Annotated in this window: 20 protein-coding genes; 4 read left to right on the top strand and 16 right to left on the bottom strand. The window is 71.2% G+C overall.

What is annotated here, in order from left to right:
- Positions 1-153: 153 nt before the first annotated feature.
- The 11 genes from CBF90_RS01200 to CBF90_RS18355 form a co-directional block, all read right to left on the bottom strand.
- Complete coding sequence (locus CBF90_RS01200) at positions 154-957, bottom strand: ABC transporter ATP-binding protein (protein ID WP_088379706.1); 804 nt, start codon at positions 955-957, stop codon at positions 154-156.
- A complete protein-coding gene (locus tag CBF90_RS01195; RefSeq protein WP_242435557.1) occupies positions 954-2,000 on the bottom strand; it encodes an iron chelate uptake ABC transporter family permease subunit in 1,047 nt (348 codons plus the stop codon). The genes CBF90_RS01200 and CBF90_RS01195 overlap by 4 nt, the downstream gene beginning before the upstream one ends.
- Positions 1,997-3,049 carry an iron ABC transporter permease gene (locus CBF90_RS01190; RefSeq protein WP_242435556.1) on the bottom strand — a complete coding sequence of 351 codons (1,053 nt, stop codon included), beginning with the start codon at positions 3,047-3,049 and terminating at the stop codon, positions 1,997-1,999. Before CBF90_RS01190 ends, CBF90_RS01195 begins: the two co-directional genes overlap by 4 nt.
- Positions 3,039-4,091 (bottom strand): iron-siderophore ABC transporter substrate-binding protein, encoded by a 1,053-nt coding sequence (locus CBF90_RS01185; protein ID WP_088379705.1) that lies wholly within the window; start codon positions 4,089-4,091, stop codon positions 3,039-3,041. Before CBF90_RS01185 ends, CBF90_RS01190 begins: the two co-directional genes overlap by 11 nt.
- A gap of 48 nt (positions 4,092-4,139) precedes the next feature.
- Complete coding sequence (locus CBF90_RS01180) at positions 4,140-6,029, bottom strand: FAD/NAD(P)-binding domain-containing protein (RefSeq protein WP_197690548.1); 1,890 nt, start codon at positions 6,027-6,029, stop codon at positions 4,140-4,142.
- On the bottom strand, positions 6,026-7,351 hold the full coding sequence (locus CBF90_RS01175; RefSeq protein ID WP_064955237.1) for an NtaA/DmoA family FMN-dependent monooxygenase: 1,326 nt from the start codon (positions 7,349-7,351) through the stop codon (positions 6,026-6,028). Before CBF90_RS01175 ends, CBF90_RS01180 begins: the two co-directional genes overlap by 4 nt.
- Positions 7,348-8,538: an LLM class flavin-dependent oxidoreductase gene (locus tag CBF90_RS01170; RefSeq protein WP_088379874.1), complete on the bottom strand. Its 1,191-nt coding sequence runs from the start codon at positions 8,536-8,538 to the stop codon at positions 7,348-7,350. Before CBF90_RS01170 ends, CBF90_RS01175 begins: the two co-directional genes overlap by 4 nt.
- A gap of 92 nt (positions 8,539-8,630) precedes the next feature.
- The gene (locus tag CBF90_RS01165) at positions 8,631-9,194 is read right to left on the bottom strand and encodes a dihydrofolate reductase family protein (protein ID WP_064955236.1); all 564 of its coding nucleotides are present in this window, start codon (positions 9,192-9,194) and stop codon (positions 8,631-8,633) included.
- Positions 9,191-10,492 (bottom strand): hypothetical protein, encoded by a 1,302-nt coding sequence (locus CBF90_RS01160; protein ID WP_064955235.1) that lies wholly within the window; start codon positions 10,490-10,492, stop codon positions 9,191-9,193. Before CBF90_RS01160 ends, CBF90_RS01165 begins: the two co-directional genes overlap by 4 nt.
- Positions 10,489-11,451, bottom strand: a complete 963-nt coding sequence (locus tag CBF90_RS01155; RefSeq protein ID WP_088379704.1) for an aminotransferase class I/II-fold pyridoxal phosphate-dependent enzyme — start codon at positions 11,449-11,451, stop codon at positions 10,489-10,491. The genes CBF90_RS01160 and CBF90_RS01155 overlap by 4 nt, the downstream gene beginning before the upstream one ends.
- A complete protein-coding gene (locus tag CBF90_RS18355) occupies positions 11,448-11,861 on the bottom strand; it encodes a hypothetical protein (RefSeq protein WP_172407762.1) in 414 nt (137 codons plus the stop codon). Before CBF90_RS18355 ends, CBF90_RS01155 begins: the two co-directional genes overlap by 4 nt.
- Positions 11,862-12,308: 447 nt before the next feature.
- Here CBF90_RS18355 and CBF90_RS01145 point away from each other — a divergent pair, with 447 nt between their 5' ends.
- Positions 12,309-13,097: an inositol monophosphatase family protein gene (locus tag CBF90_RS01145; RefSeq protein WP_088379702.1), complete on the top strand. Its 789-nt coding sequence runs from the start codon at positions 12,309-12,311 to the stop codon at positions 13,095-13,097.
- Here CBF90_RS01145 and CBF90_RS01140 read toward each other — a convergent pair.
- Both CBF90_RS01140 and CBF90_RS18730 read right to left on the bottom strand, forming a co-directional pair.
- A complete protein-coding gene (locus CBF90_RS01140) occupies positions 13,087-14,067 on the bottom strand; it encodes a cation diffusion facilitator family transporter (protein WP_242435555.1) in 981 nt (326 codons plus the stop codon). The two genes, CBF90_RS01145 and CBF90_RS01140, sit on opposite strands and share 11 nt — an antisense overlap.
- The gene (locus CBF90_RS18730) at positions 14,064-14,561 is read right to left on the bottom strand and encodes a transporter substrate-binding domain-containing protein (RefSeq protein ID WP_242435554.1); all 498 of its coding nucleotides are present in this window, start codon (positions 14,559-14,561) and stop codon (positions 14,064-14,066) included. The genes CBF90_RS01140 and CBF90_RS18730 overlap by 4 nt, the downstream gene beginning before the upstream one ends.
- 142 nt (positions 14,562-14,703) lie before the next feature.
- Here CBF90_RS18730 and CBF90_RS01135 point away from each other — a divergent pair, with 142 nt between their 5' ends.
- Positions 14,704-15,990, top strand: coding sequence for an adenylosuccinate synthase (locus tag CBF90_RS01135; protein WP_023953269.1), 1,287 nt, complete (start codon positions 14,704-14,706; stop codon positions 15,988-15,990).
- Positions 15,938-17,167, top strand: coding sequence for a beta-propeller fold lactonase family protein (locus tag CBF90_RS01130; protein WP_306460391.1), 1,230 nt, complete (start codon positions 15,938-15,940; stop codon positions 17,165-17,167). Before CBF90_RS01135 ends, CBF90_RS01130 begins: the two co-directional genes overlap by 53 nt.
- A gap of 22 nt (positions 17,168-17,189) precedes the next feature.
- Here CBF90_RS01130 and CBF90_RS01125 read toward each other — a convergent pair whose 3' ends face one another.
- Positions 17,190-18,338, bottom strand: coding sequence for an AI-2E family transporter (locus CBF90_RS01125; protein ID WP_088379700.1), 1,149 nt, complete (start codon positions 18,336-18,338; stop codon positions 17,190-17,192).
- Positions 18,339-18,425: 87 nt separating this feature from the next.
- On the opposite strand from CBF90_RS01125, the gene CBF90_RS01120 reads away from it, so the two are divergent.
- Entirely contained in the window at positions 18,426-18,722 is a 297-nt protein-coding gene (locus CBF90_RS01120; RefSeq protein ID WP_023953263.1) for a chorismate mutase, read from the top strand.
- A gap of 3 nt (positions 18,723-18,725) precedes the next feature.
- On the opposite strand, the gene CBF90_RS01115 is transcribed toward CBF90_RS01120, so the two are convergent.
- Both CBF90_RS01115 and CBF90_RS01110 read right to left on the bottom strand, forming a co-directional pair.
- Positions 18,726-19,247, bottom strand: a complete 522-nt coding sequence (locus tag CBF90_RS01115) for a TetR/AcrR family transcriptional regulator (RefSeq protein ID WP_023953261.1) — start codon at positions 19,245-19,247, stop codon at positions 18,726-18,728.
- Positions 19,234-19,878, bottom strand: coding sequence for an N-acetyltransferase (locus CBF90_RS01110; RefSeq protein WP_052007642.1), 645 nt, complete (start codon positions 19,876-19,878; stop codon positions 19,234-19,236). The genes CBF90_RS01115 and CBF90_RS01110 overlap by 14 nt, the downstream gene beginning before the upstream one ends.
- Between the last annotated feature and the right edge of the window lie 154 nt (positions 19,879-20,032).

Genomic DNA, 20,032 nt, shown 5'->3' with positions numbered 1-20,032 from the left:
GCGCGGCCCCGTCACACAGCGGAAGACCCCGACACGCAGCGTCATCCGCCGCCCTCCCACACTCCGTCGACTCGCCAGAAAGGGCGGATGCTGACGCTCCCTCATCCGCAATACGTGGCGAGTCGACCCCGGGCGGAGCGAGGCGGCAGGTCCTCAGGCGCGGTGGTGGCGGCCGAGGGGAGAGACGAGGGGCGCCCCGGAAGCGGGGTCGGGGATGACGATCGCGTCGATGCCGAAGACCTCGCGCACGAGGTCGGCGGTGACGACATCGGCTGGGGCGCCCTCCGCGACGATGCGCCCGCCCGACATCGCGACGAGATGGTCGGCGTAACGGCACGCGAGCGACAGCTCGTGCAGCACCATCACGATCGTGGTGCCGCGCTGGTGGTTGAGGTCGACGAGCAGGTCCAGCACGTCGATCTGGTGGCTGATGTCGAGGTAGGTCGTCGGTTCGTCGAGCAGCATGACATCGGTCTGCTGCGCGAGGGCCATCGCGATCCAGACGCGCTGGCGCTGACCGCCCGAGAGGGTGTCGACGGAGCGGTCGGCGAGCTCGGCGACCCCCGCCGTGCGCATCGCAGCGTCGACGATCGCGTCGTCCTCGGATGCACGTCGCCGCAGCCAGCTCTGATGCGGATACCGTCCGCGGGCGATGAGGTCGGCCACGAGGATCGACTCCGGCGCGACCGGCGATTGCGGCAGCAGCCCCAGCACACGCGCGACCTCCGCGGTCGGCCGCGAACGGATGTCGGCGCCGTCGAGCAGCACCGCGCCCGTGGTGGGCGTGAGCAGCCGGGCGAGAGCCCGCAGCAGCGTCGACTTCCCGCACGCGTTCGCCCCGACGATCACGGTGATCCGCCCGGGTGGCACGGCGAGCGACAGGCCGTCGACGATCGGGACTCCGTCGTAGCCGAGCGTGATCGCCTCGGCGCTGAGTCGGTGATCGGCGGTGGTCATCGGGTGCCTCCCGGTCGGGTGGGGTCGGAACGTGTCAGCAGCCAGGCGAGGTAGGGCGCGCCGATCGCGCCCGTCACGACCCCGACGGGAAAGGGGATGCCGGGTACCGCGTACTGCGCGATGAGATCCGCCGCGCTGACGAGGGCGGCGCCGACGGCGGCCGAGGCCACGAGCGAGATCGACCCCGGGCCCACGAGGCGTCGCGCGATCTGCGGCGCCATCAGGGCGACGAAGCCGATCGGTCCGCTCGCTCCGACGGCGATCGCGGCGAGGACGACGGCGGTGAGCAGCACACCGATCCGGACCCGCTGCACGCGCACGCCCAGGGCGGCGGCGGTCGCGTCGTCGAGCTCGAGCCCACGCAGACCCCGCACCTGCAGGACCAGCAGGGCGAACACGATGACCGCGACGGCCCCGCTCGTTCCGACGACGGCCCACGACGAGCCGCCCAGGCTGCCGACGAGCCACGTGTACGCGACGCTCACATCGCGGATCTCCGCACGGGTCAGCACGGTTCCGGTCAGCGCCGTCGCGAAGGCGGAGAACCCGACGCCGACGAGGATGAGCCTCATGCCGTGCAACCCGCGGTTCCAGGCCAGGACGCCGATGAGCGCCGCGGCGACGACCGACCCGCCGGCGACGAGGCCGGTCAGTGCGATGCCGCTGACACCGAGACCGAGCACGGCGGCCACGCCGACGGTTCCGGCGGACGCCGTCACCCCCAGCACATCGGGGCTCGCAAGCGGGTTGCGCAGCACCGACTGGAAGACGGCCCCCGCGGCGCCGAGGCAGGCGCCGACGACGACGGCAGCGAGGGCGCGTGGCATGCGGAGCTCCCAGACGACGAGCGAGACGACCGGCTGGGCGCGGCCCGTGATCGCCTCGACGACCTCAGCCGGCGAGAGCGCCGCCGGTCCCAGCAGCAGCGCAACGGCGAACAGGACGGCGACCGCGACGGCGGCGCTCGCCGAGACGATCACGACCCGGCGGGCAGCTGCTCGGCGGAGCGGCTGAGCGAGAGCTGCGGGAACCGCGCCCGTCACAGCCCCGCCATCCGACCCCGCCGCACGAGCGCGATGAAGAACGGTGCGCCGACCGCCGCGACCACGATGCCGACCTGCAGCTCGCCCGGTCGCGCGACGATCCGGGCGACGACGTCCGCCGCGACGAGGAGGACGGCGGCGGTCGGCGCTGCGAAGAGCAGGATCCATCGGTAATCCGGGCCCGCGATGCTGCGCACGGCGTGCGGCACGATCAGACCGACGAAGGCGATGGGACCCGCGACCGCCGTCGCGCCGGCTGCGAGCACGACCAGCGCGATCGCCAGAAGCAGGCGCGCGCGGTTCACCCGCAGGCCGAGGGCCGCGGCGGTCTCATCGCCGAGGGCGAAGAGGTTCAGCGTCCGACCCGACGCCAGCGCGACGGCGGCCGCGACGATCAGCACCGGCAGCACCGGAACGAGGACGTCGAGACCACGTCCGGCCAGGGCTCCGACCTGCCAGAAGCGCATGGCATCGAGCGCCTCGCGGCTGACGATGAGCACCGCCGAGACGAGCGAGAACAGCGCGGCGGACACGGCCGCTCCCGCGAGGGCCAGCTTGCCCGGGGTGGCCCCGTCGCGACCTCGCGACGACAGCACCCAGACGATGGCGGCGGCGATCGCCGCGCCGACGATCGCGAACCAGAGATACGAGTTCGGCCCGGTCGCACCGAAGACCGTGATGGCTGCGACCACCGCGAGGGCGGCTCCCTGATTGACGCCGAGGATGCCGGGGTCGGCGAGCGGGTTCCGGGTCACCCCCTGGGCGAGGGTGCCCGACAGCCCGAGCGCGGCGCCGACGATGATGCCGACGACCGTGCGCGGCAGACGTTTCTCGACGATCGCGATGTGCTCCGGATCGGCGGGGTCGTAGGCCGTCAGCGCATGCCAGACGGTGCCGAGAGGAATCTCGGACGTCCCGACCGCGAGGCTCGCGACGACGACGCCCCCGAGCGCGAGCGCGACTGCCGCCCCCGCCCAGACGCGCCGACGGGGCAGCGACCGCGGAGAGCGGCCCCTGCCCCGGGGAAGCGCGAGGGTGTCAGCCGACACGCTCGGCGACGGCGGCGAGCTGCGGAACGTACTGGTCGAGCATCCACGGGATCGACAGCACCGTGGGCGCGCTCGAGGCCATGACGAACGACTCGCCGACGATCGGGGCGAAGCGGTCCTCCTTCACCTGCGGCATGGCGGCGACGAGCGGGTCGGCGACGAACGCGTCCACGTCTGCCTGTGTGCCGAAGTAGGCCACGAGCACGTCGGACTCGAGGGCGTTCAGGTTCTCGAAGCCGAGCTGGTAGAAGTAGCTGTCGTCGTCGGGGGCGAGCGTCTCGACCGAGGGGGCGACCGTCATGCCCAGCTGGGTGAGCAGCTGTACGCGCGGGTCGTCATCGCGGAAGACGTTGAAGATCTCGGGCTGGTTGTTCGCTCCGTAGGCGAAGGACGTGCCTGCGAGCGCCGGATACTCGGCGGCGAGGTCGGCGATGTCGGCGTCGACCTGAGCGACCAGGTCGGCGGCCGCATCCGTCAGGCCCAGCGCCTGGCCGACGATAGCGGTCTGGTCCTCCCACGAGGTCGCCCAGCGCTGGTCGGGGTATGCGACGACGGGCGCGACCTTGCTGAGAGCGTCGTACTGCTCCTGTGTCAGCCCCGAGTAGGGCGCGAGGATGACGTCGGGGCGGGCTTCGACGAACTCTTCGATGTTCGGCTCGCCCGTGTCGCCGCCCGTCAGGAGCGTGGGGGTCTCGCCGCCGAGGTCCTCGATCGCATCGGCATCCCACGGGAGCACGCCGTCGACGCCGCCGTAGGCGAACGCGGGCATGGCGACCGGGACGACGCCGAGCGCGAGCGCCGCGTCCTGCGCCGACCAGCCCCATGTCGCGATGCGCTCGGGCTTCTCGGGGATCACCGCGTCGCCCAGGGCGGACGTGACGGTGACGGGGAAGCCGGCAGCGTCGGAGCCGTCCGCGGCGGGTGCTGTGCTCGCGTTCTGGTCCGTGGGGGCGGAGCAGGCGACGAGGCCGGCTCCGGTGATGATGAGGGCGGTGACGGCCGCGGCGGCGCGGCCCCCCGGACGTGAGAGAGCGGTGTGCATGGGGATCCTGGCTGGAGAGGGTTGTGCGACCGGTGATCCGGCCGCACGTTAGGTTACCCTAACCAGCGGCGCAGCTGCGTCGAGAACGGTGGCGACGATGGCGCCGGCGGTGCGATCCGTCTGGCGGATCGAGAGCGCGTTCGACCCCGGGCGGGTGAAGGCGCCGCTCTCGGGCAGCGACGTGAACGGTCCGAGCGCGAAGGCGGATGCCGTCGGCACGCCGTCCGCCGTCAGCACGCGGCCGTCGGCGTCGGTCAGCACCCGCGCCACCGAGCCCTGCTGCCGGGCGAGCGCGCGCAGCACGGGGTTCTCGCTGAGGGCGGCGCCGGGTCCGGGGACCCACGCGTCGACGAGGCTGCGGGCGACCGTCTCGCCCGGGACCCGCGGGCTCGAGGCGACGAAGCCGCGCTGCGGATCGATGCGGACACCGATCTCGGGTCCGAGGAAGCGGACGACCCCGGCATCCGCGAGGGCGAGGAGCTCCTCGAGGCGATGTGCGGGCGGGCCGCTCGCGACATAGCTGAAGAAGGTGTGCCACCGCCCCGGCAGCGACTGCGTGCGCGAGCGCTCGTTCCACCGCGCCGCGGGGATCTCGGCAAGCGCGAGGAACGACAGCAAGGCGGCCAGGAAGACGCCCTGCGCGGCACTGCGCTTCGGCGACGTGCGCAGATGCAGGTCGGTGACGATGTGGGCGCGCACGCGGTCGTGCGCGTCCTCGCGATCGGTGAAGGTCTTCGCGGCCAGCGGGCGGTCGAGCGACGCGACGTCGAACCGGTCGAGCGGGTCGGGCACCGCCGCCGCGATCGCCTCCAGAAGCGCCGGGTCGTCCCACGCGTGCGACTGCAGCACCGCACGGAAGGTCGGCCAGTCGCCTACGACACGGTCGGGGTGGCCCGTGAACAGCTCGCGGTAGTGGCCGTGCAGCAGCTCGCCCGCGATGAGCGGCCAGACATCGGCCTCGAAGTCGATGAGACCGGGGCGGGCCACCAGCTCGGCGATCGCCGCGGGCGTCAGCACCTCGCGCTGCGGCGCGTCGCCCTGTATCGCCGACGACACCTTGGAACGGTAGGGCACACCCCGGCGCGACCCGAGATGCAGGCGGGGCTCACGCCCCGAGGCGACGTACCGCAGGGCGCCGCCGTCGTCGACGAAGCGTCCGCCACGGCCCTGAGTGAGCAGCACGACGAGGTCGACCGCGGCCAGCCCCATGCCCCGCACGATGACGTCGTCGCCGGCTCCGAGATGGGAGAGGTCGGCATCGGCGGTGAAAGCCGGCGGCACGTACTGCAGTTGTCCGCGGCGGGCTCCCGCGATGAGGTCGGCGGTGGCGGCATCCGGTTCGCGACCGGTGTGACCCAGCGCGAACACGACGCCGTCGGCCTCGAGCTCGAGGCCGCTCGACAGGGTCACGCGATTCTCCGGGCTCACGCTCGCGACGGTGTCGGGCCGCCAGCGCACCGTGACGCCGGTCGGCGCCTCGGCGACCGTGCGTCGGTAGAACCACTCCAGGTAGTAGCTGTGCAGCCGCCGCGTGGGAAAGCTCTCGCCGCGCAGCCCGCGTGCCTCGGCCGCGGCGACCTCGTCGTCGATCTCGATGCCCCGGCCGGTCGCGGTCAGCTCGCCGCTGCGCCAGAGCTCGGCCCACTCGATGAGCGAGGGCCCCGGGCGGATCGGGCCGTCGATCGTGCAGCTGTCGTCGGTGAAGACCGTCACGTCGCGCGCCATCGAATTGAGCTTCAGCAGCGGCGATTGCGCTCGCCGCCAGATCCGGCCGGCACCGGGGGGATGCGGGTCGATCAGCTCGACGTGCAGCCGCGGTGCACCGACGGTACGAGCGTCCGCCGTGCCCGCCGCGGCGCCGAACCGCGCGACGATCCGCTCGAGGAGCATGATCGCGCGCGGGCCGGCGCCCACGAAGACGAGCCGGTGGACGCTCACGCCGGTACGGATGCGGGGGCCGGAACCGCGGCCGGCAGCCCGAGCAGGTCGCGCAGCGTCGCACTCTCGTCGTACGAGTCGCGGTACGACCCGCGCTCCTGCAGGAGGGGGACGATGCGGGTGGCGAACTCGTCGAGCCCGTTCGGCGTCAGATGGCCGACGACGGTGAAGCCGTCGGTCGCCCGCTCCTGCACGTAGCGGTCGATCTCGCCCGCGATGTGCTCGGGCGTGCCGACGAACGTGTGCTTCGCCGTCAGCCGGATGACGAGCTCGCGCACGCTCAGACCCTCCGCCGCGGACAGGTCGCGCAACGAGGCGATGCGCGCTTGCACGGCCTTGTGGCGGTTGGCCCAGCCGCGTGCCGTCTCCGACCCGGTGTCGGGTTCGACGTCGGGCAGCGGGCCGTCGGGGTCGTAGCCGCTGAGGTCGCGACCCCAGACCTGTTCGAGGTAGGTCAGTGCCTGCTCGGGCCGCACCTGCTGAAGCGCGATCTCGCGCGACCGCTCGCGCGCCTCGGCATCCGTGTCGCCGATGACGAACGTCGCGGCGGGCAGGATCTTCAGCGAGTCCTCGTCACGACCCCAGGCGGCCAGGCGGCCCTTGACGTCGTCGTAGAACACGCGGGCCGCGTCGAAGTCCTGATGCAGCGAGAAGATCACCTCGGCGTGCTCGGCTCCGAAGTCGCGCCCGTCGGCGGAGTCGCCGGCCTGCACGATCACCGGGCGCCCCTGCGGCGAGCGGGGAACATCGAAGAGGGCGTCGACGTCGAACTGCGGACCCGCGTGGCGGATGCGGCGGGGCAGCGCCTCGTCCTCGTCCCATGAGTCCCAGAGCTTCTTCGACAGGGCGGCGAACTCCTTCGCGCGCTCGTAGCGGTCGGCGTGGTCGAGGAACCCGCCGCGGCGGAAGTTCGCGCCGTGGAACGCGTCGGAGCTCGTCACGGCGTTCCACCCGGCGCGGCCGCCGGACAGGTGGTCGAGCGTCGCGAGCTGACGCGCGAGCTCGTACGGCTCGTTGAACGTCGTGCTCAGGGTGCCGACGAGACCCACGTGGTCGGTGACCGCCGTGAGCGCCGCGAGGACGGCGAGGGTGTTGGGGCGGCCGAGCACGTCGAGCTCGTGCACGCGGCCCTTGTGTTCGCGCAGCCGCAGGCCCTCGGCGAGGAACACGTAGTCGAAGAAGCCGCGCTCGGCGGTGCGGGCGAAGTACTCGAAGGCCGCGAAGTCGATCTGGCTGCCCGACGTGGGATCGGTCCAGACGGTCGTGCTGTTCACGCCGGGGAAGTGTGCGGCCAGGTGGATCTGGCGGGGTGAACGGCTCACAGGGCGACCTTCTCTCGTGCCGGCGCGGAGTCTTGCGCGGGAGCGGCGTACCTGCTCGCGGGACGCGGCAGGCCGAGTCGGCCGCGCAGGGTGCCCGCGTCGTCGTCGCGCAGCACACGGGTCGCGCGCAGCAGCGGAGCGAGCCGATCCGCGATCGCGACGACGTCGTCGGGCTGACGTGCGGGACGCAGCCGCACGCCGTCGACGCCGGTCTCGGCGAGGGCACGGAGGTGCTCGGCGACGTCGGTCGGCGTTCCAGCGATGATCCGCGCGTCGGAGCGGAACTCGGCCCCGGCCAGGCCGTCGAGCCGCGCGAGCGCATTGCGCGCGGCGGCGGAGGTCTCCTCGATCAGCACGATCACGTCGGCGAACACGCGCAGTCGCTCGGGAGAGCGGCGCAGCTCGGCGGCGGCGCCGTCGAGCTCGGCGAGGATCCCGGTGGCCGCGGCCTCGTCGTGGGGCGTGACGAACACGACATCGGCGTGCTCGGCAGCCAGCCGGAACGGCACCGTCTGATGCGCGAGCACCGAGATGATCGGGCGGCCCTGGGGTGACCGGGGCACGATCGACGCGCCGGTGATCGAGAAGAACTCGCCCGTGAACTCGATGTTGTGGATGCGGTCGGCGTCGACGAATCGGCCGCTCGCGGCATCCCTGATGATCGCGTCGTCCTGCCACGAGTCCCACAGGCGTCCGATCGCGTCGGCGACCTCGCCCGCCTCGCGGAACCCGGTCTCGAGGTCGATCTCGTCGCGGCGCCCGAAGTTCGCCCGCTCGGCTGCCGACCCGCCGACGACGAGGCGGACGCCCGCGCGGCCGCGACTGGCGAAGTCGAGCGTCTGGATGCCGGTGGCCACATGGAACGGCTCGGTGTGCGTCGTCGTGACCGTCGGGATCAGGCCGATCCGGTGGGTGAGCGGCGCGAGCGCAGCGGCCAGCAGAACCGCATCGACGCGGCCGTGCAGGCGCTGCGGGTCGGGGGCGTCGGCGTTCTCGGAGCGATCGGTCAGGGTGAGCGCGTCTTCGATGGTCGCGAAGGTGACGCCCGCCCGGTCGAGGACGCGTACCTGCTCGGTCCAGTGACGCGATGTGGTGAGCGCGCGTGGCGAGAGGCCCGCGGCGCGCCACGCGGCGGGGTGCCAGCCGGCCCGCTCGAGAGCGACGGCGAGATGGATGCGGTGAGACATGAGCCCACTGTCGACCTCACCCTCGGCGCTGCCAAGGGCGCGCGTCATCCGGCGACACCTGTCGTAACCGGAGTTCGCGGCGGGAGCCCGGGTCAGGCGCTGCGGAGCCGATATCGCGTCGCCACGGCCCCGGAGCGGAACGCCGTGCGGTCCACGGGGTCGAGTCCGATCTGCCGGTCCAAGCCGGCGAGCAGGGTCGGTCCGCGACCCGCGACGACCGGCTGCACGAGGAACTCGAACTCGTCGATGAGGCCGAGGTTCGCCAGGGCGGTCGGCAGGGTCACGCCGCCGACCCAGAGCCCGGTGCCCGGCTCGGCCTTCAACGCGCGGACGGCTGTCTCGAGGTCGCCCGAGAGGAGCTCGGCGTTCCAGTCGGGGTCGCTGAGGGTCGACGACACGACGTACTTCCGCGCGCCGTCGATGGCCTCGGCGAACCTGACCTCGGCGTCATCCATCCAGTCGGGCCACTCGCCCGAAGGCGGCCGCCGCCAGGCCGCCGCCATCATCTCGTACGTCACCCGCCCGAGCAGCAGCGCGTCGACGCCGGCCATCTGCGCCGTCCAGAAATCCATCGATTCCTCGTCGGGCGGCAGGCCCGCCTCGTGGTGGCAGCAGCCGTCGAGCGTCACATTGATCGAATACCGGAGAGGTCTCATGTCGCATCCCGCCTGCGGCGGATGACGCCGCGACGCCAGTCTGGACCTGCGGGCATCGATATGCGAGGAGTCCAGGCCAAAAGCACGGCGAAGACGACGCGCGTCGCGAGCAGGACCGCCCAGATGGCCTCCGCCGAGCCGGAACGCGTGACGGCGAGCAGCGTCAACCCGGGGCCGGCCACCGCCCCGTAGGCGATCCCGAGGGCGGGCAGCCCGGCCGCCGTCGACAGCGCGATCTTCCGGTAGGAGTAGAGAACGCCTGCCCACGGTTCGATGAGCAGCTGCACGGCCATCATCGCTATGAGCAGCCAGCCGAGCTGGTCGAAGACCGGCAGGGCGAGGCGCGAGATCGCGAGCGCCACCGCGATCGCCGCGAGCAGGACGAAGCAGTTCGTCTGGACCGTCGACAGACGCATGGCGTCCTCGCGCTCGCGCCCGCGCTCGGCGATGACGAATCGCGCCCCGACCACGCCGAACTGCTTCAACGGGACGATGACCGAGCGCATCACCGCCACCGAGAGCGCGACGACAGCGCCGTCTGCGGGGGAGTGCGCTGTGGCCACCAGGATCGCCGCGGTGAAGGTGACCAGGAAGACCAACCCGTCGACCGACGCAGCAGCACGCTCGCCGAGCGAGCGGACCACCGCGACGGGGTGCGCGAGAGCGTCTCGCGTCGCCGCCGCGAACATGGGCCACGAGATCATGTCCGCCCGCGCGAGCTGGGATCCTCGTACCAGCGCTCCCAGGATCGACGCGACCGACGTCGTGGCCCCCACCGCCGCGACGGCAGCAAGCGGTGAGACGCCGAGCACGACGACGACCGCCGCGACGGCCGCTTTCACGAGCGTCCCGGTGACCGCGGTGATCAGGTTCGTGCCATCGCGGTGCAGCGCCTGGAACGCGCCGTTGAAGACGAAGCCGATCGGCGTGAGCACCGTCGCCGGGATGGTGGCGATCCAGTACGCGGCGAAGAACCCGCCCGCGTCCGAGCGGGAGAGCACCGGGCTGAGCAAGGCGATCGCGATCGATGCGAGCAGCAGGAGCATCGCTGCCCCGACGGAACCCGTCAGCTCGCCCTGGAGGGAGCGTCCCGCCGTGCGTGCACGAATGGTGGTGACCACGAAACCGGATGCCACGACCGTCACGATCGCGGCGGTCGAGCCGCCCAGCCCGATCGCCGCCTGCACGTCGTCGGAGTAGGCCGTCGCCATGATCAGCAGGATGACGACGCTGCCGATCCCCGGCAGGAACATCGCGGATGCCGCCAGAGCGGCCCGCCCCAGATAGTCGCGCCTCATGATGGGGCTCCTGTCCACGCCTCGATCGAGGCGACCACCCGATCCGAGGCATCGAGACGCAGGGCGTTGAGGAGTGGGTACTCCTTCCAGCCGTGGTCCCCCAGCGCGGGCTCGGGGACGGAGCTCCGCCGGACTGTGATCGCGAAACTGTTCGACGTGTACATCACCTCCGCCTCGAGACGCTCGAGTGCGCGTCGCAGCCGATGGTGCAGCTTCCGCTGGCGTGTACCCACGTCGTGGGCGCGACGGCGAAGGTTGTCGCCATCGATGAATGCGTCCCAGACGGCGCACTGGAACACATCGAGCTCCATCGGGTTCGGCATGACGTGCGGTCCGGGTCCGCCATCGAGCAGAACGCCGAGACGGATGCCGGCCAGGCCCAGCGATTTCGACGCGCTGACGATCACCGGCGCGTCGGTCAGGCGCAGCAGGGGCGCGAGCCCGGCGACGCCGTCGGGGTCGAGAAGCGAGAATGTCGCGTCGACAACGGCTTGGGCGCCCCTTCCCGCCAGCGCCCGGAGGAGATCGCCGGCATCCGCCGTCGCGATCGGCGACGACGGCGTCGTGATGACGACGAGGTCGCCGCGGCGCGACCCCGCGAGATCGTCGAGGTCGGCGTACGTGAGAAGCGGGATGCGGCAGGATGACGCGACGCGAGCGAATCCGGGGTACCCGTGCGCCGGGGCCCACAGTCGTTCGGGCGCCCGGTGCTCGATCAGGCACCTCAGCGCGGCTTCCGCGCCGCGGTGGAGCGACCCGCGCCGGTCGCCCCCGGGGTCGAGCCTGAGACGCTCCGCGAAGTCTCGGGCTGCTTGCCGTCCGTCGAGGCCGACGTAGGTGTTCCAGCGCGAGAGGCGCACCCGCTCGAGGACCTCGGCTTTCCAGGCGACATCGACATCACGGTCGTGCGTTGCGAACGACACCCGCGAGGGCGGGCTCAGCGCGTAGTCCGGATTCACGCGGCCAGGAGCATCTCGAGATCGTCGTGCGCGAGGATGCGCCATGGTGAGTCCGGCGGCAGTGCTGCCTCGGGCTGAGCGGATGCCGCGACTGCGTTGATCTCGTCGAGCGTCATTCCGAGCTCGGAACGCAGGAACCCGACCACTGTCCAGTGCTCCGCACGCTCCGGATCGAAAGGCCCGAAGCTGTGCACGTAGTCCGGGACCCAGCGGAGGAACTCGGCGACGAACTCCCGCTCTCCCGTCCGCGCGGCGTATGCGTCCGGCGTGATCGAGGCATGGTGAACGTACCTGCCACCCGGCAGGGCTTCGCACAGGGCGAAATACGGGCCCGTCTGCACGATGAGCTCGTGCCAGACCTCGTCGACTTCCGGAGTGACGACTATTCGTCGCCCGCTGGTGCCCGACATGATCGCGAGGCATTTCAGGCACTCGATGATATGTCGGTCGGTGCAGGCCAGTCCTTTTTCGTCGACACGGCTGCGAACCGTCTCGACGTAGTTCCTCGTGAGCATGAGTCGCCTCTCCTTCATTTGCGGCACGGAGGGCGGCGGGTGCGCTCTCGGTCCGCCCCGCCGCCCGGTGTGATCACTTCGGTTCGTCGATCACTGCGCAGCAGTCCATGTGGACCTGCTTCAGCTGATCCAGGTGTCGCGCTTCGATGAGGTCAGCGATGGCATCCATGCTCGCTCCTTTCTGCCGATATCCGGCCTCGGAGTTTTCGGAATAAGACGCACATTTTGCGCCCCGTGGTGCGGGAATTTACCGGCGTCGGGATATGCACTCAATGGGCCACTGGTGTTCTCGGCCACTTTTGACGAGTTTCATTGTCGGTGGCGCCCGCTAGCGTCAGATGGATGGATCTCCAGCGCGCCGCAGACCTCGCCATCGCCCTCGCCCGGGAGGTCGGTGACTTCGCCGTCGCAGAGCGGGCGACCGCCCGCGTCCACGCGAAGGGCGACGGCGCCGACCTGGTGACGCACGTCGATCGCGAGGCCGAGCGCCGGATCGCCGCGGCCCTCCGTCGCGAGTACCCGGATCACGCGATCCTCGGCGAGGAAGGCGGCGAGCAGGGCGCGGAAGGCAGCGAGTGGCGCTGGCTGATCGACCCGCTCGACGGCACGCACAACTACGTGCTGGGACTCGACGTGTACGGCGTCTGCATCACGCTCTGCCACCACGAGCGACCGGTCATGGCTGTCGTGCACTATTCACCGCGCCACCGCACCTTCTGGGCCATCGAGGGCCGCGGGGCGTTCGTCGCCGACGCTGCACCCGACGCCGGAGCCGCCGCCGACCGCCTCCGCGTCGACGCGGAGGGCGCGCTCGCTCACGCGACCGTCGCCTTCACGCAGGGTTACGGCGTCGGTCATGACGACCCGCGCCGCAACCAGCTGTTCGACCGCCTCGAGCGCCGCACGAAGCGGGTGCTGCGCAGCTGGGCGCCGTCGTCCGACTGGGCGCTGCTCGTGACGGGCGGGCTCGGCGCCCTCGTGGCCTACCGCAACGAGATCTGGGACCTCGTCGGCGGCGCGCTCATCGCGACCGAGGCGGGAGCGGCATCCTGGACCTCTGCCGACGGCGACCTGGTCATCGTCGGCCGACCGGATGTCGTCGCGGCGCTGCGCGAGCTCGTCACTCGCTGACCGGCACGACGATCGGCAGTTCGCGGACGGGCACGAGCACGATGTCCTGCACCTTCCAGTCGAGCTCGACGCAGCCTTCGCGGGCAGCCTCCAGCTCGTCGAGGCTTGGCATGCGCCCGTCGCGCGGCACGACGAACGACTCGACGTGGAACACGTGCCCCTCGTCGCGCACCCGGCTGCCGACAGCCGAAACCCAGGGCAGACCTGCGAGGTACGCGTCGATCTCGCCCGCGAGCGGATGGGGCTCGGCCTCGTCGAACGTCGTGGCGCGCGCGTCCATGAGATCGACGATCGCGGCCCGCAGGTTCTTCAGTCCGTCGCGCAGGATGCCCGACGCGATGAACAGCGCCGCCGCCGCGTCGAGCCACCACAACCCGAGCCCGATGCCGGTGACGCCGACGATCGAGCCGACGGCCGTCATCCAGTCGGCTTTGTTCATGTCGGCATCCGCGTAGAGCACCTTGTTGTGCAGCTCACGCGCCAGCTTGAGCTTCGCGCGCCCGAGGAGGACGGGCGGCACGGCGGTCATCGCCATGACGCCGATCATGAGCCACCCGAGCCAGATCGACGCGCCGAACAGCTCGACCGTCCCGATCGTCGGGTGTTCGCCGCTCAGCAGCCCGATCCCCGACTCGACGATCAGGTAGGTGCCCATCGTGGTCAGGGCCACGGCCGCGACCAGGTGGCCGACCCCGACCGAGCGGTGATAGCCGTACGGATGCTGGAGCGTCGGCCGTCGACGGTTGACCCGGATAGCGATGAGGAACGCCAGCGGCGGGATGAACGACAGCAGATCCTCGATCCACGCCGCCTTCATCGCCTGCGAATTGCCCAGCACGAGGAAGACGAGGGTCACCGTCACCGCGAGGAACCCGATGGTGATCCACTCGAGCCGCACCGCGCGGCGCAGCACCTCGACCTGACGCTGCGGCAGCTCGGTCTGCCCGAAGCGCACCTCCGACCGGTTCACAGCTCGCCCGCCTTCGCCCGCTCCGAGAGGAACGTCTCGAGGCGCGAGAGGAACGCGTTCTCGCCGAGCGGCACGAGCATGACGACCTTGAGCGTGCTGCCGTCCTTCGCCGTCGCTTCGGCGTAGGGGCGGGTGACCCCCGCCTTGTCGGTCCACGGCGTCTGGTCGGTGATGCCGCCGGCGATGAGGTCGAGCCCGCCGTTCTCGAGCTCGCGCACCAGAGCCTCCTCCGACCCGACGGTCCATTCCACGTCGGCGTCGAGTGACTCGGCGAAGGCCCGGATCGCGTCCGGCTCGCTGCCCTGCGGCTCGTCGCCGTCGACCTGCACCCACTCGCCGTCGGGGGAGACCCCGGCCCGCAATGTGCCGCCCTCGACCGAGGCGAGCGTGCCCGACGGGTCGGTCGGGATCGACAGCCCGCACCCCGCGAGCGCGAGAGACGATGTCAGCAGCAACAGGACCGCGCCGACCGCTGCGGCGAGCCGGTGGTGCATGAGACCCTCCTCCTTGCGTGTCTGATCGATACATCCGATCTGCGCCATCACCCTGGCGCGCGCGCCGCGATCTCCGTAAGGGGGTTGCGTCCGTGTCGATAGGATGGGGTGCAATCCCTCCTCGACAGAAAGGGAGATCCGCATGCCGGGAATCGTCATCGTCGGCGTCCAGTGGGGCGACGAGGGCAAGGGCAAGGCCACCGACCTGTTGGGCGACCGCACCGACTGGGTCGTCAAGTTCAACGGCGGCAACAACGCCGGGCACACCGTCGTCATCGGTGACGAGAAGTACGCCCTGCACCTGCTGCCGAGCGGCATCCTCTCGCCGGGCGTCAACGCCGTCATCGGCAACGGCGTCGTCGTCGACCTCGAGGTGCTGTTCGCCGAGCTCGAGGCGCTGTCGGCGCGCGGGCTCGACATCTCGCGCCTCAAGGTCAGCGCCAACGCGCACCTGATCACGCAGTATCACCGCACGCTCGACAAGGTGACCGAGCGCTTCCTCGGCAAGCGTCAGATCGGCACCACCGGCCGCGGCATCGGGCCGGCCTACGCCGACAAGATCAACCGCGTCGGCATCCGCGTGCAGGACCTCTTCGACGAGAACATCCTGCGGCAGAAGGTCGAGGGCGCCCTCGACCAGAAGAACCACCTGCTGGTCAAGGTCTTCAACCGTCGCGCGATCACCGCCGATGAGATCGTCGAAGACCTGCTCTCGTACGCCGATCGCCTGCGTCCGATGGTCTGCGACACGGGCCTGCTGCTGAGTGAGGCGCTCGACAACGGCGACGTGGTCGTCTTCGAGGGCGGCCAGGCCACGATGCTCGACGTCGACCACGGCACCTATCCCTTCGTCACCTCGTCGTCGGCCACCGCCGGTGGCGCCGCGACCGGATCGGGCGTCGGCCCCAACCGCCTCGACCGTATCGTCGGCATCGTCAAGGCATACACGACGCGCGTCGGCTCGGGTCCGTTCCCGACCGAGCTGTTCGACGAGAACGGCGACTTCCTCCGCTCGCGCGGGTTCGAGTTCGGCACGACGACCGGCCGTCCCCGCCGGGTCGGCTGGTACGACGCCCCGATCACCCGCTACGCCACGCGGATCAACGGCATCACCGACCTCGTGCTCACCAAGCTCGACATCCTCACGGGGCTCGACCGCATCCCGGTCTGCGTCGCGTACGACGTCGACGGCGAGCGGTTCGACGAGGTTCCGGTCAACCAGTCCGACTTCCACCACGCGAAGCCGATCCTCGAGTACTTCCCCGGCTGGAAGGAGGACATCTCGACGGCGCGCACGTTCGACGACCTCCCCACCGCGGCCCAGGAGTACGTGCTGGCCCTCGAGAAGATGAGCGGCACCCGCATCTCGGTGATCGGTGTCGGGCCCGCCCGCGACGCCGTCATCGTCCGCCACGACCTCGTCGACTGACGTGCGGCTGCTGCTCGGCGGCTACACCGCCGACATGGGCGGCGAAGCCGCCGGCATCGGGCTGCTGCACGCCGGCGATCCCGACGGTGCCACCGCGGACGGTCAGCTCTCGCTGCGGCCCGAGGTCGTCGCCGCGTCGTCGCCGTCGTGGGTGGCCCGCCACCCGCGCCTCGACGTCGTCTACGCGGCTCTCGAGTTCCGTGGCGAGGTGCGGGCCTACCGGCGCACCGGGCTCGACGCGTGGACGCCGCTCGGCCGCCCCGTCGCGGCGGGCGAGGCGGTGTGCCACGTCGCCGTCGCCCCCGACGGAGCATCGCTCGTCGCGAGCTGCTGGAGCGACGGCCGCGTCGTCCGCATGAGCGTCGACGCCGCCGGCATCCCGTCAGCGCCCGTGATCGCGCCCGCCGCCGTCGACCCGTATGGGCCCGACGCACCGGCCGAGCCCACGGTGGACGACATCGACCTGGCCGCCGCTGCGCGGGCGCTCCGAGAGGCGGCCGGTCCCGAGTTCGCCCATCTGGTGCCCGGCTCCGACGCGCCCGCCGCGCCGCATCCCGGTCCCGATCAGGATGCCGAAGCCCCGCGTCCGTCGCGATCTCACCAGGCGCGGTACCTGCCGGGCGGCCTCATCGTCACGACCGATATGGGCCTCGACCTCGTACGTTTCTGGCGTGACAGCCCGCGCGGGCTTCGGCTCGTCGAGCAGGTCGCCCTGCCGCTGGGCAGCGGGCCGCGCCACACGCTCTGGCACCCGAGCGGCCACCTGTACGTGCTCACGGAACTCTCGCGCGAGGTGTTCGTGCTCGGTGCCGACCGTGAGGGGCGATGGCGGATGCTGTCGGCGACCGGCCTTCTCGGCGCTCTCGACGACGACACCGCCGCTGAGATCGCCATGACGCCGGACGGCGAGGCCATCTATGCCGGTGTCCGTGGCAGCAACACCCTCGGTGTGCTGCGCGTGCGCGACGCCGGCGACCGGCTCGAGCAGCTCGCGCTCGTCGATGCGGGCGTCGACTGGCCGCGCCACCACGTCGTCGTGCGCGACACCCTGCTCGTCGCCGGGCAGCTCTCGAGCGAGGTCGTGTCGATGACACGTGACCCCCGGACCGGCGTGCCCGGTCGCGTGCGCCACCGCGTGACAGCGCCGAGCCCCACCTGCATCCTGCCGGTCGCGTGATCGCGTGCCCCCGCCGCGGGGCTCAGTGGGGCAGCTTCTTGGCGTCCTGACGCGGGATGACGATCTGGTTGATGATCAGCAGGATCGACGCGGTGACGGGGATCGCGACGAGGGCGCCGAGCAGGCCGAGCAATGTGCCGCCGACCAGAGCGCCGATGACGACGAGTGAGCCGGGCACCGAGACCGTGCGGTTCATGACCCGCGGCGTCAGGACGTATGCCTCGACCTGCATGTAGAGGAGATACACGGCTGCGAAGATGATCGCCTGCACCGGCGCAGTCGGATTCGTCAACAGGGTGATGACGGAGGCGCCCACCCAGAAGATCACCGTTCCGACGAGGGGGATCAGGGTGATCGCGAAAGCGAGCACGGCCATGAGGGCCGCGAACGGGACGCCGAGGATGGTGAGCACGATGAAGGCGAACGTCGCGTTCATGAGCGCGAGCACGACCATGCCCGACAGGTAACCGCCGATCGACTCGGTGATCTGGCGGGTCATGTCGGCGACCGTGGCCCGTGACCGGGCCGGCGAGATGCGCACGAGCGCGGTCTTCATGCGGGGCAGCGACGCGAGGAAGTACAGGCTCAGCACGAGCACGATGATCGAGCCCGAGATAGCGGTCACCACGTTGACGCCGACCTGCAGCAGGCCGCCGCCGATCGCGGCGATGTTGGAGGGGTTGGTGACGAAGCTCTGCACCTCATTGATCACGTCGCTCAGGCTGTCGCCGAAGGTGTCTTCGGCCCATCGGACCGTCTCGCTCTTCAGCACATCGTTGACGATGTTCGGCACGTCCTTCGCGAACTGCTCGACCTGGCGCACGACCGGCGGCAGGACGACCCACAGGATGCCGGCGATGATGAGCGCGAGCGCGGCGAACGTGATCACGATGCCCCACGCTCGCGGGATGCCGCGGCGCACGAGGAATCGCACGACCGGGTCGAGCGCGAGGGCGACGAATAGGGCGATCGCGACGTAGATGAGGACCGTCGACAGGCTCGAGATCGCCAGGCCGAGCACGATCGCGGCGAGAGCGCCGAGCGCCAGGAAGAAGCCCGCGGCGAACGGGCGGGAGAGCGCGCCCCAGATGGGCTGGTCGCGTGTGGCCTGCTCGGAGACGGGGACGGTGGGGTCCGCGGGCGCGGGGCCGGTCGAGCGAGGCTTCGTCATGGTCACACTCTAGAGGCGGGGTCGGCGCTCCGTGAGGGGCGGGGCGGAGGCCGTCGAGCAGATAGGGTCGGCGGGGGAGGAGCCACCATGACCGACGCCACGACCGAACTCCATCGCCTGCGCGCGAGCATCGACAACATCGACGCCGCGCTCGTCTTCATGCTGGCCGAACGGTTCCGCTGCACGAAGCAGGTCGGCGAGCTCAAGGCGACGCACGGCATGCCGGCCTCCGATCCTGGTCGGGAGGAGCGGCAGATCGCCCGGCTGCGTCGTCTCGCCGAGGAGGCGGATCTCGACCCCGAGTTCGCTCAGAAGTGGTTCGGGTTCGTGGTCGCCGAGGTGATCCGCCACCACCGCATCGCGGCCGAGGACATCGCCGACTGAGTCTCAGTCGCCGGGAGCCGCGAGCTGCCGGATCGATTGCTCGATCGCCGCGCGCTGAACCGCGTCGAAGTCGAGGAACCCCGTCGCCCGGCTCACCCACAGCCCCAGTGCCGCTGCCACGGCGGTCAGCTGCGCGGGTGTGGCGTCGTCCGGCTGCAGCCAGTGCGCCCGGATGCGATGCCATTCGTCGTGCATCCGCCGCCCGCCGATGGTCTCGACCGCGAGGCGCAGCTCGGCCGGTGTGGCGTCTCCTTCGAGCATGCCGGCCACGAACGCGGCGAATCTGTGCGGGGGATCGTCGGGTTCGTCGGCCGCATGGGATGCCGCCGCCTCGGCCCAGCCGTCGATCAGCCGGCCCGCGACAGCCTCGAGGATCAGCTGCCGCGTCGCGAAGTGATAGACGATGCCGCTCTTGGTGAGACCGGTCTGCGCCGCCAGGTCGTCGTAGGTGACCGATTCGGCCCCGGAGGTCGCGAACAGCTCGACGGCCGCGTCGATGATGAGCTCGCGGTTACTCGGCCGCACGGGGTGCTCCACTCGCCGCGGTGTCACCGGCTCGCCACATCGCGAGCGGGCCGGCGCCGTCGGGCCAGGGCAGCCGCGTGAGCGGAACGAAGCCGTGCCGGCGGTACAGCGCGGTCGTGCGGTCGTTCGACGACTCGAGGTAGGAGGGAGAGCCCTGGGTGTCGATCAGCTCGAGCCGAGCTGCCAGCAGGGTTCCCCCGATGCCGCCGCCGACCGCGTCGGGCGCGACGCCGACCGCCTTGAGGTACCAGTGCGGGACGGCGGGCCGGTGGGAGTCGATCGCGTCGGACACGCGGAGGGCGCGCGCGAGGCCCCCGATGCCGATCGCTCGGGCGTACTCGGGCAGGGCGGCCGTGCGCATGCCGGTGTCGCCCGGACGCGACCACACGGCCACCCCGATGAGCGTCCCGGTATCGGGATCGCGAACGCCGTCCACGGTGCCGTTCTGCAACGGGCCGCCCAGCAGGATGGCGCGGAACAGGCGGTGGCGCGCTCGCTCGTCGTGCGCGCGCTCCTGCAGCAGCGCGCGCGTGGGGGCATCGTTCGCAAACGCGCGGGTCAGCAGGTCCGCCGCCACGTCGATCTCTCCGCGGGTGACAGGGGTGACGGTGCGGGACGTCGTACGGGTCATGCCGTAACTGTACGTGCACTGCACATACAGTTGTCTGTGAGTCGACTGTCCATTCGGGCGCGTGCGCGCGCGTTTATCCGAATGGCCGGTCAGCGGTCAAATCCTCGGTTCGATTTGCGACCTCCCTGTGAACGTGAAACGTTGGATGAGGCCC

The organism is Microbacterium sp. AISO3, assembly GCF_002204305.1.
Lineage (GTDB): Bacteria > Actinomycetota > Actinomycetes > Actinomycetales > Microbacteriaceae > Microbacterium > Microbacterium arborescens.
This window is presented reverse-complemented; position numbering and strand designations above follow the sequence as displayed.